11 protein-coding genes and 2 pseudogenes are annotated in these 15,361 nt (G+C 68.4%); 7 read left to right on the top strand and 6 right to left on the bottom strand.

What is annotated here, in order from left to right:
* Positions 1–141 precede the first annotated feature (141 nt).
* Both AB0I23_RS25650 and AB0I23_RS25655 read right to left on the bottom strand, forming a co-directional pair.
* Positions 142–888 (bottom strand): annotated as a pseudogene (locus AB0I23_RS25650) (DUF3626 domain-containing protein).
* A gap of 118 nt (positions 889–1,006) precedes the next feature.
* Positions 1,007–1,459: a winged helix-turn-helix transcriptional regulator gene (locus tag AB0I23_RS25655; protein ID WP_359112584.1), complete on the bottom strand. Its 453-nt coding sequence runs from the start codon at positions 1,457–1,459 to the stop codon at positions 1,007–1,009.
* Positions 1,460–1,928: 469 nt separating this feature from the next.
* Here AB0I23_RS25655 and AB0I23_RS25660 point away from each other — a divergent pair.
* The 3 genes and pseudogenes from AB0I23_RS25660 to AB0I23_RS25670 all read left to right on the top strand — a co-directional run.
* Positions 1,929–2,318, top strand: a pseudogene (locus AB0I23_RS25660) (arylamine N-acetyltransferase family protein); the annotation flags it as partial.
* Positions 2,319–2,577: 259 nt separating this feature from the next.
* Positions 2,578–3,789 carry a pyridoxal phosphate-dependent aminotransferase gene (locus tag AB0I23_RS25665; protein ID WP_359112586.1) on the top strand — a complete coding sequence of 404 codons (1,212 nt, stop codon included), beginning with the start codon at positions 2,578–2,580 and terminating at the stop codon, positions 3,787–3,789.
* Positions 3,790–3,874: 85 nt separating this feature from the next.
* Positions 3,875–4,261, top strand: a complete 387-nt coding sequence (locus tag AB0I23_RS25670) for a hypothetical protein (RefSeq protein ID WP_359112587.1) — start codon at positions 3,875–3,877, stop codon at positions 4,259–4,261.
* Between the two features lie 156 nt (positions 4,262–4,417).
* On the opposite strand, the gene AB0I23_RS25675 is transcribed toward AB0I23_RS25670, so the two are convergent.
* The 3 genes from AB0I23_RS25675 to AB0I23_RS25685 all read right to left on the bottom strand — a co-directional run bounded on the left by AB0I23_RS25675 (position 4,418) and on the right by AB0I23_RS25685 (position 7,901).
* On the bottom strand, positions 4,418–5,509 hold the full coding sequence (locus AB0I23_RS25675) for a tetratricopeptide repeat-containing glycosyltransferase (RefSeq protein ID WP_359112588.1): 1,092 nt from the start codon (positions 5,507–5,509) through the stop codon (positions 4,418–4,420).
* A gap of 68 nt (positions 5,510–5,577) precedes the next feature.
* A complete protein-coding gene (locus tag AB0I23_RS25680) occupies positions 5,578–6,981 on the bottom strand; it encodes a DUF2079 domain-containing protein (RefSeq protein ID WP_359112590.1) in 1,404 nt (467 codons plus the stop codon).
* A 197-nt stretch (positions 6,982–7,178) separates the two neighbouring features.
* Positions 7,179–7,901: a peptidylprolyl isomerase gene (locus AB0I23_RS25685; RefSeq protein WP_359112592.1), complete on the bottom strand. Its 723-nt coding sequence runs from the start codon at positions 7,899–7,901 to the stop codon at positions 7,179–7,181.
* Between the two features lie 311 nt (positions 7,902–8,212).
* On the opposite strand from AB0I23_RS25685, the gene AB0I23_RS25690 reads away from it, so the two are divergent.
* The 4 genes from AB0I23_RS25690 (at position 8,213) to AB0I23_RS25705 (ending at position 12,685) form a co-directional block, all read left to right on the top strand.
* Positions 8,213–9,319: a hypothetical protein gene (locus AB0I23_RS25690; RefSeq protein WP_359112595.1), complete on the top strand. Its 1,107-nt coding sequence runs from the start codon at positions 8,213–8,215 to the stop codon at positions 9,317–9,319.
* Between the two features lie 207 nt (positions 9,320–9,526).
* Positions 9,527–10,465, top strand: coding sequence for a toxic anion resistance protein (locus AB0I23_RS25695; RefSeq protein ID WP_359112598.1), 939 nt, complete (start codon positions 9,527–9,529; stop codon positions 10,463–10,465).
* Positions 10,462–12,078 (top strand): substrate-binding and vWA domain-containing protein, encoded by a 1,617-nt coding sequence (locus tag AB0I23_RS25700; RefSeq protein ID WP_359112600.1) that lies wholly within the window; start codon positions 10,462–10,464, stop codon positions 12,076–12,078. Before AB0I23_RS25695 ends, AB0I23_RS25700 begins: the two co-directional genes overlap by 4 nt.
* Positions 12,065–12,685, top strand: coding sequence for a hypothetical protein (locus AB0I23_RS25705; RefSeq protein WP_359112602.1), 621 nt, complete (start codon positions 12,065–12,067; stop codon positions 12,683–12,685). The genes AB0I23_RS25700 and AB0I23_RS25705 overlap by 14 nt, the downstream gene beginning before the upstream one ends.
* Before the next feature lie 409 nt (positions 12,686–13,094).
* Here the strand turns inward: AB0I23_RS25705 and AB0I23_RS25710 are convergent, their stop codons facing one another.
* Positions 13,095–14,954, bottom strand: coding sequence for a phosphoenolpyruvate carboxykinase (GTP) (locus AB0I23_RS25710; protein ID WP_359112604.1), 1,860 nt, complete (start codon positions 14,952–14,954; stop codon positions 13,095–13,097).
* Positions 14,955–15,361: the final 407 nt, after the last annotated feature.

Raw genomic sequence — 15,361 nt, forward strand, 5'->3', positions numbered from 1 at the left:
GGTCTGCTGACGGGGTGGCCGGTCACCCGCGCGCAGGTTCGGGTTCCACCGCCACGCGGCCCCGGCAACACGCCGCGGGCCGGCCCCCGCCGGCCGACGGCAGGAACGTAGAGGTACCGGCCGCCGGCAGTCCGCCACCTCTCAGCGGGCCTGCGCCGGTACCCGCGGCTCGGCCGGTGCGCCGAAGCGGGCCAGGCAGTGCCAGACCATCTTCAGCGACTGCGTCTCGTAACGGCCCGTCCGCGCCGCGTCCCCGATGATCCGCGGATCGAGCACGCCGCCCTCCGCGATCTCCGCGCCGAGGTCCACGAACTCCTGTCCGCGGTAGTCCGCGTGGTGGTGCAACTCGTCGACGGAGAGCCTGAATCCGGCGTGTCATTGGGTGGCACACGGCAGTCGACGGGCCGCCTCCTCCACGGCGGTGCCGCGGTGGCTCGGGTCGAGGACCAGGGCCTCCATGCGGCGGTCGAGCACCACCGGGCCGTGCACCTGTGCCTCGATGTAGTCGTTGAGCGCGTCCTGACTGTCGGTCTCGGCCAGTTCGATGAGCCGCATACGGTCCGCGACGCCGAAGTCCGTGGGCTCGGCGGCACTGTCCGGGTAGCGGAATGTGGTGCGCGCAAGCGCCTCGGCAGTCAGCCGGAAGTGCGCCGAGCCGAACCGTGGCGCCGCCCCGACCTCCTTGCGCCGGAAGTTCAACGCCCCGTACACCGGGCGCTGTTCACCGGGCACGCCGTCGTACGCACCGCCGAAGATCCGGCTCTCCCGGCCCCACCGGTCGCCGCCGGGGTGCGCGGTCAGTCCGCCATTGCTGGTGCCGGTGACGAACTGCGAGCGGTAGACGCCGTCCTCGGCCGGCTTGACCAGAACCGAACGGCGGCCCGCCATGCGGTCCGGATGGAAGTTCAGCGTGAGCGGCAGAGACCGGTCCAGCGGCCGCCCCGAGGAAAGGGAAGCGACATGTCTCAGGGCGCGCGCCCGCGACGAGGCAGAGGCGGATGAGGGATCAGCTGTCACCGGCGAAGTCTGTCGGAACGCGGTCCGCCCTCGCACGTGGATTGCGCGCATGCGGCGAGCCCTCGGGGCCGCCCTGCACACCGTCGGGGCCACCCGGAGCACCTTCAGCGGCGCCCTGGCCGAGCACGTGCTCCCGTCCCCACGCGCCGAGCGGCCCGAGCGCCTCGTTGAGCCCGTACCCGAGCGGGGTCAGCGAGTACTCGACGCGGGGTGGCACCTCGGCATGCACCTCGCGGTGCACGATGCCGTCTTCCTCCAGCTCCCGCAGATGCGAGGTGAGCACCTTCTCGGTGATCCCCGGCACCAGTCTGCGGAGCTCGCCGAAGCGGCACGTCTGCTTGTTCAGCGCCCAGAGGATCAGCACCTTCCACTTACCGCCGATGACATCCATCGCCGCGTCGATCCCGCAGACGAACGCCCCCGGCCTGCGTACGGTCCCCATGGCCCACCTCTCTCACCTGGTCACTCACCCCGTGGCAACCCCCACTCGGAAGTGGGCACTTGATCGCTCCGAGGCCTGCGACCAGCCTAATCTCCATGACTGACAACACCGTTCCTCACCAGTGTGCGTAAGTGGGTCTTGGACCCACTGCTGCGTACTGGGCGCATCCCGAACGGTGTTGGATGCGCTGGGTTCCCGCGTTCGCTTCCCGCTCGGCGACGGTCCTCCAGGGGGCCGGTCCGTTGTGGGTGGGCGGGTTTCCTCACGCCGCCGGGCGCCTGGTCCGGGGTGACGCGGATCGTCTCGTTCCCGAACCGCTTTCCCGACTCGCCGTCGGCAGCGATGAACCAGCCGTCAAGGTCACCCATTCGGCGCCAGAACTCCCGTTCCCACCCCCGCGAACCCACCGACAGGACTCACTCCCACTCACCACCACTCACTTCAGCTCAGCAAACCGACAGCAGCTCACAACCCCGTGCTCGGCAGCGCGCCCTCGCTCGCGCTCGCCGATCTGCAGGCGAAGCTCGTACGCAGTGAGCGCGGCGGGTACTGCTACGAACACAACACCCTCTTCGCCGCCGTGCCGGCCGAGCTCGGATTCACGGTGACGCTGCTCTGCGCACGCGTGGTGCTGGGGGCCGCGCCCGGGGTCGTACGGCCGCGCACCCACATGCTGGTGCCGGGCGAGCCGACCCGGTATCTCGCCGATGTCGGCTTCGGCACGAGCAGCTCGCTGCTGGAGCCGATCGCGCTGGTGGCGGACGCGGAGCTGCACGACGCACCGCGCCGTCACCGGCTCGTCCACGCACCGCACGGCGGCCCGCTGCCGCGGCGACGAGGTACTGCGGGTCCTGGCGGACGACTTCGGCATCCGTCTCCCGGACGGCACGCGCCTGCCGGAGTGACGGTGGCACCCGTTCGCGTGGCGCATCTCACCCGTACCGGCCCGCCACACACCCATTCCAAGCCGCGTCACCGCCCCTGGCCAGGGTTCCCACGGCCGGGGGCGGCGGGTGCATGGCGATGGAAGACCGGATGGGCGGACCGGGTTCCCCGGGCGGGTCAACCCGCAGGCAAACCTCGCGCACCCTGTGAAACACCACCGTATCCTCGCTGGCATGCAGGTCATCCAGTCCACGAAGCTCGCCAATGTCTGTTACGAGATCCGGGGCCCCGTGCTCGAGGAGGCGATGCGGCTGGAAACGGCTGGTCACCGCATCCTCAAGCTGAACACCGGCAACCCTGCCGCGTTCGGGTTCGAGTGCCCGCCCGAGATTCTCGAAGACATACTGCGCAACCTCTCCGGGGCGCACGGTTACGGCGATGCGAAGGGGCTGCTGTCCGCGCGCCGCGGAGTGATGCAGCACTACCAGACCAAGGGGATCGCCCTCGACGTCGAGGACATCTACCTGGGCAACGGCGTCTCCGAGCTGATCCAGATGTCGATGCAGGCCCTGCTCGACGACGGCGACGAGGTGCTCGTACCCGCACCGGACTATCCGCTGTGGACCGCCTCCGTGTCGCTGGCCGGCGGTACGGCCGTGCACTACCGGTGCGACGAGCAGGCCGACTGGATGCCGGACCTCACCGACATCGAGCGGAAGATCACCGACCGCACCAAGGCGATCGTGATCATCAACCCGAACAATCCGACGGGTGCGGTCTACGACGACGAGATGCTGCGCGGCCTGACGGAGATCGCCCGCCGCCACAACCTGGTGGTCTGCTCCGACGAGATCTACGACCGGATCCTGTACGACGGAGCGACGCACACCCCGACGGCGGCCATCGCGCCCGATCTGCTGGTGCTGACGTTCAACGGGCTCTCCAAGAACTACCGGGTGGCGGGATACCGGTCCGGGTGGCTGGCGGTCTGCGGTCCCAAGGGGCACGCCTCCTCGTACATCGAGGGGCTGACGATCCTCGCCAACATGCGGCTCTGCGCCAATATGCCGTCGCAGCACGCGGTGGCCGCGGCGCTCGGCGGGCGGCAGTCGATCGACGATCTGGTGCTGCCGGGCGGGCGGATCCTGGAGCAGCGGGACGTCGCGTACGACCTGCTGACGCAGATCCCGGGCGTCACCTGCGTGAAGCCGAAGGGGGCGCTGTATCTCTTCCCGCGGCTCGACCCCGCCGTCTACAAGATCAAGGACGACCGGCAGATGGTCCTCGACCTGCTGCGGGCCGAGAAGATCATGGTCGTGCAGGGTACGGGGTTCAACTGGCCGGAGCCCGATCACTTCCGGATCGTGACGCTGCCGTCGGCCGAGGACCTGAGGGACGCGGTGACCAGGATCGGCGCCTTCCTGGACGGGTACGGGCAGCCCTGAAAACAACCGAATCCCGACACCACTCAACTTTAGACTGAATCCAATGTAGGGTTGGCCTCCTGACCGTGAGCAGGAGGCCATCTCCATGTACGAGCCGATCCGCACCAAGTCGGTCCACTCGATGGCCGACGACGCGCAGTACCCCCATCGCACCCGCGAGGAGGAGCTGGACATCCAGCTCGCCGGGCATCTGGCCGCCCTGCTCGCCGTCACCGACGAGCTGGGGCTCGGCCGGCAGGGCGATCGCATAGCCGAGCAGGTGGCCCGGCTGCGCGGGGCGCCACCGGCGCGGCTTGCCGCGCTGAGCCAGCCCGCCCCCGCCGCACTGCACCATCGCGCGCTCGCCCTCGCCGGCCGCGCACTCGTCGTCGCCGCGTCCCGCGCGGACACCGCCGCCGCGATCCTCGCCGCCGAGCGCATGGACGCGCACACCGCCGCCCTGCGTGACGCCGAGCCGATCGGCGCCCCCTGACGGCCCCGGTCCGCGGGCCGGGGAGGCGCGCGGACCGGGTGCCATTCGTGTGCCGCAGCCGGCCGTCCCGAGCGGCCGCCGGCTCGTCCGCAGGCACCGGCCTGCGACGCGAAGTCTCTTCCCCGGCCGGGCCACCGCGGTTGCGCCGACCCCCGGTCAGGCGTTGACGAGTTCCCTCGATCCCAGCTTCTGCCGGGCGAATTCGAGGTTGCCGACCACGCGGTCGTGGTGCTCGGGAGGCACCTTGCCGCCCTCGAGGAGGCGTTGGCCGCATCGCTCCGACTCCTCATAGTTTCCGGTCCAGTAAGCGGCTACGGCGAGTTCGTCGAGCGAGCACCAGTCGTACCACTCGAATTCGACGAACAGAATGTCTTCCGGGTACGGGATCTGCGCTGCCTGCTGCGCGAACATGTGCGCAAGTGGCCAGCGCCGGCCGTTCATGCGGCAGTAGCGTGCGAGTTCACCGAGTGCTTCGGCGCGCGAGGGACGGCTTTCGTGCGCGCGGAGGTAGCGGTCGATCACCTCGGCCGACGGCTTGCCGAGCTCTACCGCAAGCCGTGCGGCGTAGAGGTGGGAACAGAAGACTTCCTCCGCGAAGCCGCCCATGCCTGCCCGGCGGTCGTAGACGGCGAGTGACTTCTTCGGCTCGCCGGCATCGCGCCAGCTCTGGGCGAGGTAGAAGACGTAGCGGGAGTTGTCGGGTTCCTTGATCAGGCCTTGCTGAAGGACCTTGGCGTCGCGCAGGTACTTCTTGCGCTGCCCTTCTCCCCTCAGGCGTGCGCCGCCCCCCACCGAGAGGATGTTGGCGCCGTTGAACGTCCCGAGGGTGTACGGCGTTCCGCAGTCGATGTACTCGTGCAGGACGCCTACGTAGCGCCAGGGCAGCCGGGTTGAGACCAGCGCGGGGCGCCAGTGGGTGAGGGGTCCGTCGTGCAGTGCGACTCGGTAGGCGTCGTGGGTCAGCTCCGGCATGCGAAAGCCGGGCTTCACCTCCATCTCGTCGTCGGCGTCGATGAACAGCAGATAGTCCGCTTCGGCACGCGCCAGGTCGATCGCCTCGCTGCGGCTCCCGTCATATCCCTTCCAGGGACTTTCGTGCAGGGCGCCCGGCAGATCACTGAAGACGTCACGGATGACGTCCTGGGTGCCGTCGGTCGAGCCGGTGTCCAGGATGACCCACGTGTCGATCAAAGGGCGCACGGATTCGAGGCAGCGTCTGATGACCGGGGCCTCATTCTTGACGATCATGTTCAGGCAGACCGTTGATTTCACGGGTCACCTCCAACTCGGTGAGGTAGAAGACCGACGTCACGACATCAGCTCGGGCGCTTGAGCAGGACGAAGCCCTGTTCCTTGGCCACGGTGAGATACCCCTGTGCGCGGGCGATGCCCAGGGCCTGCTGTTCCTGAAGGACGTTCAGCGGCCACCGCTGACTGAACGGCACCCAGGTGTCCACCATGATCCACTGAGGATCGGGGCGGCTGTCGGCCCAGCCGTAGAGGCTGACGCTCGTACGGTTCGTGAGCTGGGGCACGAGTAGATTGGACGCCTGGACCGTGGCGCCGTCAGGGATCCGGTCCATCAGACGGTGGGCGACAGCGATGCGGGGATCGCCCCGCCAGGTGGCCGGCTGGACCAGCTGCCAGAACGGATACTGCGGAAGGATCAGGAGTGTGATCGCCGCGGAGCCGGCGAGGTATCGGCGCAGGCTGCTCCTGCTCGGGTTCCGTCGGACCAAGGCGTCGATGAAGGCCGCGAAGACGATCGGCATCAGCACGAGCGAATAGTGGTAGGCGGTGCCCCAGTGGGTACTGAGACCTGAGGCAGCCCGCCACATCAGGGTCGGCAGTGCGATCCACATCAACGGGGACCGCAGGGCCAGGAACAGGGTCGGGGCCAGCACGAGCAGGAGCGTCGAGATCTTGGCCTCGGGGGTGATGAGACCGATCGTGCTCTTGTACAGCAGATCCGTCAGCCCACCCTCACTGCCTTCCGAGCCGTTCAGCCAGTGCCAGTAGTCGTAGGACCCGCTCGGACTGAAGGCCGGCAGGATCACCATCGTCGCCAGCAGTGCCCCCGCCAGACCGACTGCGGCGGTTGTGATCCCGAGCTTGCGGTCGCCACGCCGGGCGACGACGAGGCCGATCACGACCACGGTGAGCCCGAGGTCCTCCTTCACCAGCAGCAGGGGCAGAGCCCAGCAGACCGCGGCACGCATCCGGCCCGTCGCGAGAGCGGTGAGTGAGCACGCGAGAAGGGGAACGGCGAAGGCCCATTCATGGAAGTCGGAGCCGACCCCGCTCGCGAGACCCCAGGAGAGGCCGTAGCAGACCCCGATGACCGCGGCGGCGGGGGAGCCCAGCGCTCGGCGCGCCCAGAGAGTCAGGGGCAGAACGCTCGCGGCGATCAGCGCCGCCTGCACCACGAGCAGGGCCATCGCCGAAGGCCACAGCCGGTAGACAGGTGCCACCAGGGCCAGAACGGGAGAGAAGTGGTCCCCCAGGATGGGAAAGTCCGGCCCCTTGATTTCGGAGACGGGCAGGTGCCCATTCGCGTAGGAGCGGACGATCTGCTCGAAGATTCCCAGGTCGAAACTGTGGGAGAGCATGCGCTGATGGATACGCAAGGACAACGTCGCGTATGTGAAGAACAGCGCTCCCGCCAGGGCCCAGATCCACCACGGGATGTCGGAGCGGCTCCCCCGAGACGGCTCGACCACCGGCCCTTCATCCACAGTTGATTTTTGTTGAACCGGGAGCGTGGCACTGTCGGTGGGTGGGGCTTGCATGACTTATTCCTTCCGGAAAGCTGACCCTGAGGACCTCAAGATGCCAGCAGCCTTCACGGCTTGGCTCTGAGCCACCATGTGCGCGCGCGGAATACTCCGAACAGCGGCACACCTGGGGCGTGGTGGAGTCACCCGCGCTTCTCGCGAGGGGCACTGACCGATGCCTGCCGCACCGTTACCGACTTGATGACGACGGCCTTCTTCGGCTTTCCGTCGGAGGATCCGTCCTGCGTCCCGTTCCCGGCGATCTCCTTCAGTACGTCCAATCCACTCACGACTTTCGCAAAGGGAGTCCACTCGGACGACATGGGAGTATCAGGATCGGCATAACTGATGAAGAACTGACTGCCGTTCCTGCCGGGGACCGCCTTGGACATCGCCACGGTGCCGGCCGAATATTCGGCTCCGTCCAGATTCTCGTCCTGGAAGTAATAGCCCGGATCGGCTGCACCTTCCCCTTCGGGGTCACCGCAGTCCAATACGTAAATCCCCCGGGTCGTGACGCGGTGACACGTGCTGCCGTCGTAGTACCCCTTCCGCGCCAGGAAGGAGAAGGAGTTGGTGGCGCAGGGCGCCTTGTCGGTCAGGGCCTGAAAGGTGATGGTTCCCCGGTTGGTCACGAGTTCTGCCGTGTACGGCCGGGCCGCGGTCCAGGCATCGAAGGTGGGAATTCCCACAGGCTTTGCACCGTCGGTGGGTTTGTATGAGCACGCGACCGGCGACTTCGCATCGGCGCTGTTTCCCGTCAGGGAGACCGCCGCCCATGTCAGTCCTGAACAGGTCGCGGTCACGGCGAGTGCGACCGTCGCCACCTTGACCACACGCTTCCTGGCCCTGGTGAAGAAATTCATCTTTCCTTGAAAATCGCTGACGGACATTCGAGCCTCGATTTGGCGAGTGGGAGCTGATGAAGCATGCAGAGCGTATCCATCCACCTGTGTGCCTGCTGCACCGACACACACTCGGGATTGAAACCACTACTAGGCTGCGTGGCCCAACTCTTCGGGGTCCTATCCCCTTTCGGCCCCCTTCCCCCCTCTGCCGATCGCCTGAACGTCTGGTGTGTCTCGCCCACTTTCTTGCACACGCACCCGAATGTTGCGTCAGAGGCTCCGCATGCCTCTCGAGACCACCTCCATTCGGTTCCCCAAGGAGCAAATTCATGAGTCCTGAGAACAGGACCCCCTCACGTCTGGGCCCGGTTCCCCGAGGTCGCAAGTGGCTGGCCGGCGGTGCGATGGCAACGCTGAGCCTCGTCGTGCTGGGCTTCTCCAGCCCTGCGATGGCGGTCGCACAGAACGCCTTCTCTCCGGGCGGGATGAACCGGCCTGTGCTTATGGGCGGCGACAAGTGCGAGCGCCAGAAGAACAAGCACGACAGGGACGAGTGCTGCGACCACCACAAAAACAAGCACGACAGGGACAAGTGCAAGGAGAAGGAGAAGGGCAAGCGCGGACCCACCGGACCCACCGGACCGACGGGTCCGCGCGGCGCCACGGGAGCCACGGGAGCCACCGGAGCCACCGGAGCCACGGGGCCGACCGGCGCTACGGGTGAGAACGGCGAAAACGGAGCCACCGGAGCCACGGGACCGACCGGACCCACGGGACCGACCGGCGCCACGGGTGAGAACGGCGAAAACGGAGCCACCGGAGCCACGGGACCGACCGGACCCACGGGACCGACCGGCGCGACCGGCGCGACCGGCGCGACCGGCGCCACGGGATCCACGGGAGCCACCGGAGCCTCCGGAGCCAACGGGTGCGGTTCCGAGGTCGACAGTCTTCTCCCCGACAACACTCAGGAGATCAGCGTCCTCCTGGTCGACGGGGTTGCGTTTGGGGCCCACCGGAAGGACCCCAGCACGGGACCTTACTTCCGCGAGGACCTCACCAACCCGAATCAAAACCCCGGCTACCCCGACCCCGCCACTGTCTGTGCCGCCAGCGTTTCGGCCCAGGACGGGGAGGTGAACTTCAAGGTGATCACCGCGACCGGGGCCGTGTACGAGCTCCAGTGCACGCTCATGGGGATGAGTATCGACTGCGGTAGTACCGCTCCCCTGGACCAGAAGCCTTGGAATCTCATCACCTTCGTGCCTGTAGGCACCGGGCCGTTCGTGGCCGGCGAGCCGCCGACCACGAACCAGTCGTCCAGCAGCGCGAACCAGTCGTCCAGCGGCGCGAGCCCGTTTGAGCAGCTGCTGAACAGCCTCGACCTCAACAGGGCAGCCGACAAGGCACTCTCGAAGAGCCAGATGCGGTCCTGACCTCGTTGGGATCCCTCTGACGTGTGCCGTGCCCGGGATCGTCCGGGCACGGCACACGTGCGTGCGCCCTGCGGCGCAGTCCACGTCATCCTGTGATCGGGTTGCCGGAGGGAACGGGCCGATCCCGTTGCGTACTGAGATACGCACTTCACCTGACGTCCACTCAACTCCGCCCGGAATTTAGGCTTCCGCGAGCAGGATGCCTCCGTGAGACGCATCGTGGGAATCGTCCTGGCGGTGCTGCTGATCGGCGGAGTGGCAGTGGCCGTCGTAGCAGGCCGCGACAGCAAGGACACGAGCACGGCAACGAAGACCGTGCGTGGAGTGATCGGGTCGGAGAAGGCGGAGTTCTTCGCCGATCCCGATGTGGTGAAGGCCCTTGCTGCCAAGGGATTCACCGTGAAGGCGGAGACGTCCGGGTCCTGGGCCATGGAGCGACTTCCGCTGAAGGGTTACGACTTCGCGTTCCCCGGTTCGAAGGCTCCGGCCGATGAGCTGCAGCGCAAGTCCCCCGTCAAGGGCGGCCCGCTCCGGCCCTTCTACTCGCCGCTCGTCGTCGTCGCGCACCGCGGCGCCGCGCAGGTGCTGGCGGACAACGGGCTGGCGACGCTGAGCGGACGGGCGGCCCTGCGGGCCGATGTGCTGTTCCCCGTACGGCAGAAGCACCAGGATCTGCTGACCCAGCTCGCGGTCTGTGCGCAGGGGTACCTGGCGATGGATGTCGTACGCCGCAACAACGAGGAGCTGATCAGGGGCGTCGACCGCGCCGCGACCACGACCGTCTCCGCGCTGCGGATAGCCGTGATGCTGGCATCGGCGCTGGAGAGCCAGCGCAAGGTGACCGAACAGGTGCAGGTGCTGCGCTCCACCACGGAGGATCTGATCCGCGGCAATGCGGAGATGCTCGCCACGCAGAGCGGGGAGATCCAGCGGATCGCCGCCGACCCGGCGGTGGGCGCGGAGACGCTGCGGACGGCGTTCCAGCAGATCTACCGGACGCTGGACGCGATCGACATGTACAAGGTGCAGGCCACCGAGTCCATGGCGGCGACGGTCGAGTCGTTGACATCCGAACTCCAGCAGGCCGGCACCCACTTGGAGCGCAGCCGGTCCGCGGGGGCACTTGAGGGCGGTGGTCCCGGATGACGGACCGACCGAGAAAGCCGCGCCGGCGGGTGTCGCGCACCCTCGCTTCACTGCTGACCGCCGCGGTCCTCGTGCCGATCGCCGCGTGTTCGGCGGCAAACGATCCCGCGGCGTCCGGGAAGAAGGACGACGGCGCTCCGCGGGCCGGAACGCTGCGCGTGCTGGTGTCCAGTGAACTCGCCGACATGAAGCCGCTGTTGGAGCAGGCGCGGAAGGCGACCGGAATCACTGTGCGGCCCACCTGGACCGGGACGCTCGACGCCGTCCAGCAGCTCGGCTCCGGGAAGGCGGACGGGGCGTACGACGCGGTATGGCTGTCGTCCAACGACTATCTGCGGCTCCACCCGGAGGCGGCGAAGCGGATCACTTCCGAGACGCCGCTGATGACGTCGCCGGTCGCCCTCGGCGTCAAGCCGGCGGTGGTGAAGCGGCTGGGCTGGGACCCGTCGCGCGTCACCTGGTCGCAGGTGCACCGGGCGGTGGCCGACGGGGAGCTGACGTACGGAATGACGGATCCGGCGCGCTCCAACTCCGGTTTCGCCGCGCTTGTTTCGGTCGCTTCGGCGCTGTCGGGCGCCCAGTCCGCGCTGACCGAAGCCGATGTCCGCAAGGCGAGCGGGAAGATGAAGGAGTTCTTCGGCGGCCAGCGGCTGACCTCCGGTTCGTCCGGCTGGCTGGCCACCGCGTACGCCCGGCGGGGCACGGTCGACGCGCTGATCAACTACGAGTCCGTGCTGCTCTCCCTGGGCCGGGACAGTCGTACCGGGCTGACGGTGATCCGCCCGCGCGACGGCGTGGTGACGGCCGACTACCCGCTGAGCCTGCTCTCCGCCGCCTCGCCGGACGCGAAGGATTCGGTGCGCGCCCTGACCTCGTACCTCCGCTCCCCCGCCGTGCAGCGGCAGCTGACCCGGGAGACGTTCCGCCGCCCGGTCGTCTCGTCCGTACGGCCGGCGGCGCCGCCGGCCGCCGAGGCACGCCGCGAACTACCCTTCCCCGGCTCGCGATCCGTCGCCGACGGGCTGCTCGACCAGTACGAGAACAAGCTCCGGCGGCCCTCGCGCACCGTGTACGTCCTGGACACGTCCGGGTCGATGAAGGGCGAGCGGCTGCGAAAGCTGAAGGCGGCGCTGACCGGGCTGACCGGGGACTTCCGGGAGCGCGAGGAGGTCACGCTGCTGCCGTTCGGGTCGTCGGTGAAGCGGGCGCGTACCCATACGGTCGATCCCGCCGATCCGCAGGCGGGGCTTGCGGCGATCAAGGCGGACAGCGCCGCCCTGACCGCGAGCGGCGAAACAGCGATCTTTTCGAGCCTGGAGTCCGCCTACGACCGGCTGGGTCCGGACACCGGGTCCGCGTTCACCTCGATCGTCCTGATGACGGACGGCGAGAACACGACGGGCGACTCGGCCGACGACTTCGCCGACTTCTACCGTTCGCTCCTGGCCGCGCGCCGCTTCACCCCCGTCTTCCCGGTCGTCTTCGGCGACTCGGACCGCGCGGAGCTGGACGCGATCGCCTCCCTGACCGGCGGCCGGCTCTTCGACGCGACGAAGGACCGGGGGCCGGGCTCCCTGGACGACGCCTTCGAGGAGATCCGTGGCTACCAGTAGAGCGCCGGGCCGGGTCCTGGCATACGTCGAGTCGCGCAAGAACCTCACCGGGAGCGCCTGCGGGATCGCCGGGCTCGCCCTCACCTTCACCGGGCTCGCGGGGGCGTACTGGCCCGTGGTGATCGTCGGGCTGTACGGAGCGGGTGCGCTGATCGCCCCGCCCGAGCGGCCACCCGCCCCGGACTTCCCCGACCCGTCGTCCCAACTGGATTCGCTGCGGGCCGACTTCGTGACCCTGCGGGCATATCTGGACGAGGTGGAGCTGCCGCCCGCGGCGTCCGGGCGGCTCGTCGAGCTGACGGAGCTGCTGGCAGGGCTACTCGCACCCGGCTGGGTCTCCGAGGCCCTCGCCACCGACCCGGAAGGCATCCACGCCCTGTCGCGCGCCGTGCACCAGGACATCCCGGAGTCCGTCGACACCTATCTGCGGACCCGCTGGTGGACGCGGATCGCACCGGGCACCGAGCCGCCCGAGCGCCACCTCGAACAGCAGCTGTCGCTGCTGCACCGGGAGGCGGAGTCGCTGGTCGCGGGGGAGCGGGAGGCCGAGGCGCGTCGGCAGCAGACGCACACACGGTACCTGGAGGACCGGGGCCGGACGGACTGACTCCCGTCGGACGAGCGGGGTTCCCGGGCCGTCCGACGGGAGGCCGCCCTTCCACCGCCGGACGCGCACCGTCGCCGACGCCGCCGAGTCCGTGTGCAGAGCGTCGCCTGTGCGGCTCACCGTGTACGTCACCTGGCCGGTCGCCCCCGGCAGGTCGTTGATCCGGAATGTGCCGTCGGCGGCGACCGCCGCCGGCGGCAGCGCGCCGGTGCCCTTCCGGTCGGTCCGCTCGACGGCGAGGATGACGAGGGACCCCCGGAACCGTCAGGGATTCCGGGGGCCTTTCCGCGGCGGGCTGTTGACCCCACAGGTCAGGGCGGATGTCGGAAGACCCGGCCGCGGGGATCGAAGGGGGCGCTTCAGGAGTACGCCCGGGTGGGCGACGCCTCGAAGGCGCCGCCCGGGGGCGTCATCCCAGACGCTGGACCAGCGCGCGGTACTCGTCCCACAGTTCCTTCGGCGTGTGGTCACCGAAGGTGTTGAGGTGATCGGGGACCAGCGCCGCCTCCTCGCGCCAGACCTCCTTGTCGACCGTGAGCAGGAAGTCCAGGTCGGACTCGGAGAGGTCCAGGCCCTCGGTGTCCAGGGAGCCCTTGGCGGGCAGGATGCCGATCGGCGTCTCGACGCCCTCGGCCGTGCCCTCCAGGCGCTCGACGATCCACTTCAGAACACGGCTGTTCTCGCCGAAGCCCGGCCACACGAACTTGCCCGCGTCGTTCTTGCGGAACCAGTTCACGTAGTAGATCTTCGGGAGCTTCGCCTGGTTCCCTGCCCGCGCGGCGTCGCTGCCGACCTTGACCCAGTGGTTCATGTAGTCGCCCATGTTGTAGCCGCAGAACGGCAGCATGGCGAACGGGTCGCGGCGCAGCTCGCCGACCTTGCCCTCGGCGGCGGCGGTCTTCTCGGAGGCCACGTTGGCGCCGAGGAAGACACCGTGCTGCCAGTCGAAGGACTCGGTGACCAGCGGTACGGCCGAGGCGCGGCGGCCACCGAAGAGGATGGCCGAGATCGGCACACCCTTCGGGTCCTCCCACTCGGGCGCGATGATCGGGCACTGGCCGGCCGGGACGGTGAAGCGTGCGTTGGGGTGGGCGGCGGGCGTGCCGGACTCGGGGGTCCAGTCGTTGCCCTTCCAGTCCGTGAGGTGCGCGGGGATCTCCTCGGTCATGCCCTCCCACCACACGTCGCCGTCGTCGGTGAGCGCGACGTTCGTGAAGACGGAGTTGCCCCACATGGTCTTCATCGCGTTGGCGTTGGTGTGCTCACCGGTGCCGGGCGCGACTCCGAAGAATCCGGCCTCCGGGTTGATCGCGTAGAGACGGCCGTCCTCGCCGAACCGCATCCAGGCGATGTCGTCGCCGATGGTCTCGACGGTCCAGCCGGAGATCGTGGGCTCCAGCATGGCGAGGTTGGTCTTGCCGCAGGCGCTCGGGAACGCGGCGGCGACGTACTTCGACTCCCCCCGCGGCGGCGTGAGCTTGAGGATCAGCATGTGCTCGGCGAGCCAGCCCTCGTCGCGGGCCATGACCGAGGCGATGCGGAGCGCGTAGCACTTCTTGCCGAGCAGGGCGTTGCCGCCGTAGCCGGAGCCGTACGACCAGATCTCGCGGTCCTCGGGGAAGTGCGAGATGTACTTGGTGGAGTTGCACGGCCACGGAACGTCCTCCTGGCCCTCCTCCAGGGGCGCGCCCAGCGTGTGGACGGCCTTGACGAAGAAGCCGTCGGTGCCGAGCTCGTCGAGGACGGCCCGGCCCATGCGCGTCATGGTGCGCATGGAGACGGCGACGTACGCGGAGTCGGTGATCTCGACGCCGATCGCGGAGAGCGGGGAGCCGACGGGGCCCATGCAGAACGGCACGACGTACATCGTGCGACCGCGCATCGAGCCGCGGAAGACACCCTTCTCACCGGTGAAACTGTTGCCTTCTTCGCCCGTGAAGATGGCCCGCATCTCGGCGGGGGCCTTCCAGTGGTTCGTCGGGCCCGCGTCCTCCTCCTTCTCGGAGCAGATGAAGGTGCGGTCCTCGACGCGGGCGACATCGCTCGGGTCGGAGGCGGCGTAGTACGAGTTCGGGCGCTTGATCTCGTCGAGCTTGGTGAACGTGCCCTTGGCCACGAGCTCCCCGCACAGGCGCTCGTACTCGGCCTCGGAGCCGTCGCACCAGACCACGCGGTCCGGCTCGGTGATGGCTGCGATCTCGTTCACCCAGGAGGCGAGCTCCTGGTGACGGGTGGGAACAGTGAAGGGAGCCGCGATGTCGCGCGCCACGATCGCTCCTTGTCGAGGGTGTTTTTGGGCAGTTGCCCCGTGGGGGCTGCGACCCGGATGCTTCGTAGCCGCTCATCCGGTGCCGACCATACTCATTTGATCATCCGACCGATTCGCCCATATGTCCAGAGGGGCGCCCACGTGAGCATCGCCACTCCTGTTCGATAGTTCGAAAATTCGAAACCTACGGTGGCGTAGTTGACATCCTCACCCCCCGAACGAGGCGATTCTCTCCCTGGCATCCGCGTGGTGTGCCTTGAGCCGGGTTCCTGGTTCTTCCCCACCTGGGTGGGGGTTGTGCAGTGCGCCGGGACTGAAGTTCCCCCTCTGAAGTGGACAGCCTGATACTGGGACGGATGGGTCCCGGAGGAAGCAGTCCAGGTTGAGTGGCAAGAGCAACATGAGCA

This window comes from Streptomyces atratus (assembly GCF_040655115.1).
Lineage (GTDB): Bacteria > Actinomycetota > Actinomycetes > Streptomycetales > Streptomycetaceae > Streptomyces > Streptomyces atratus_D.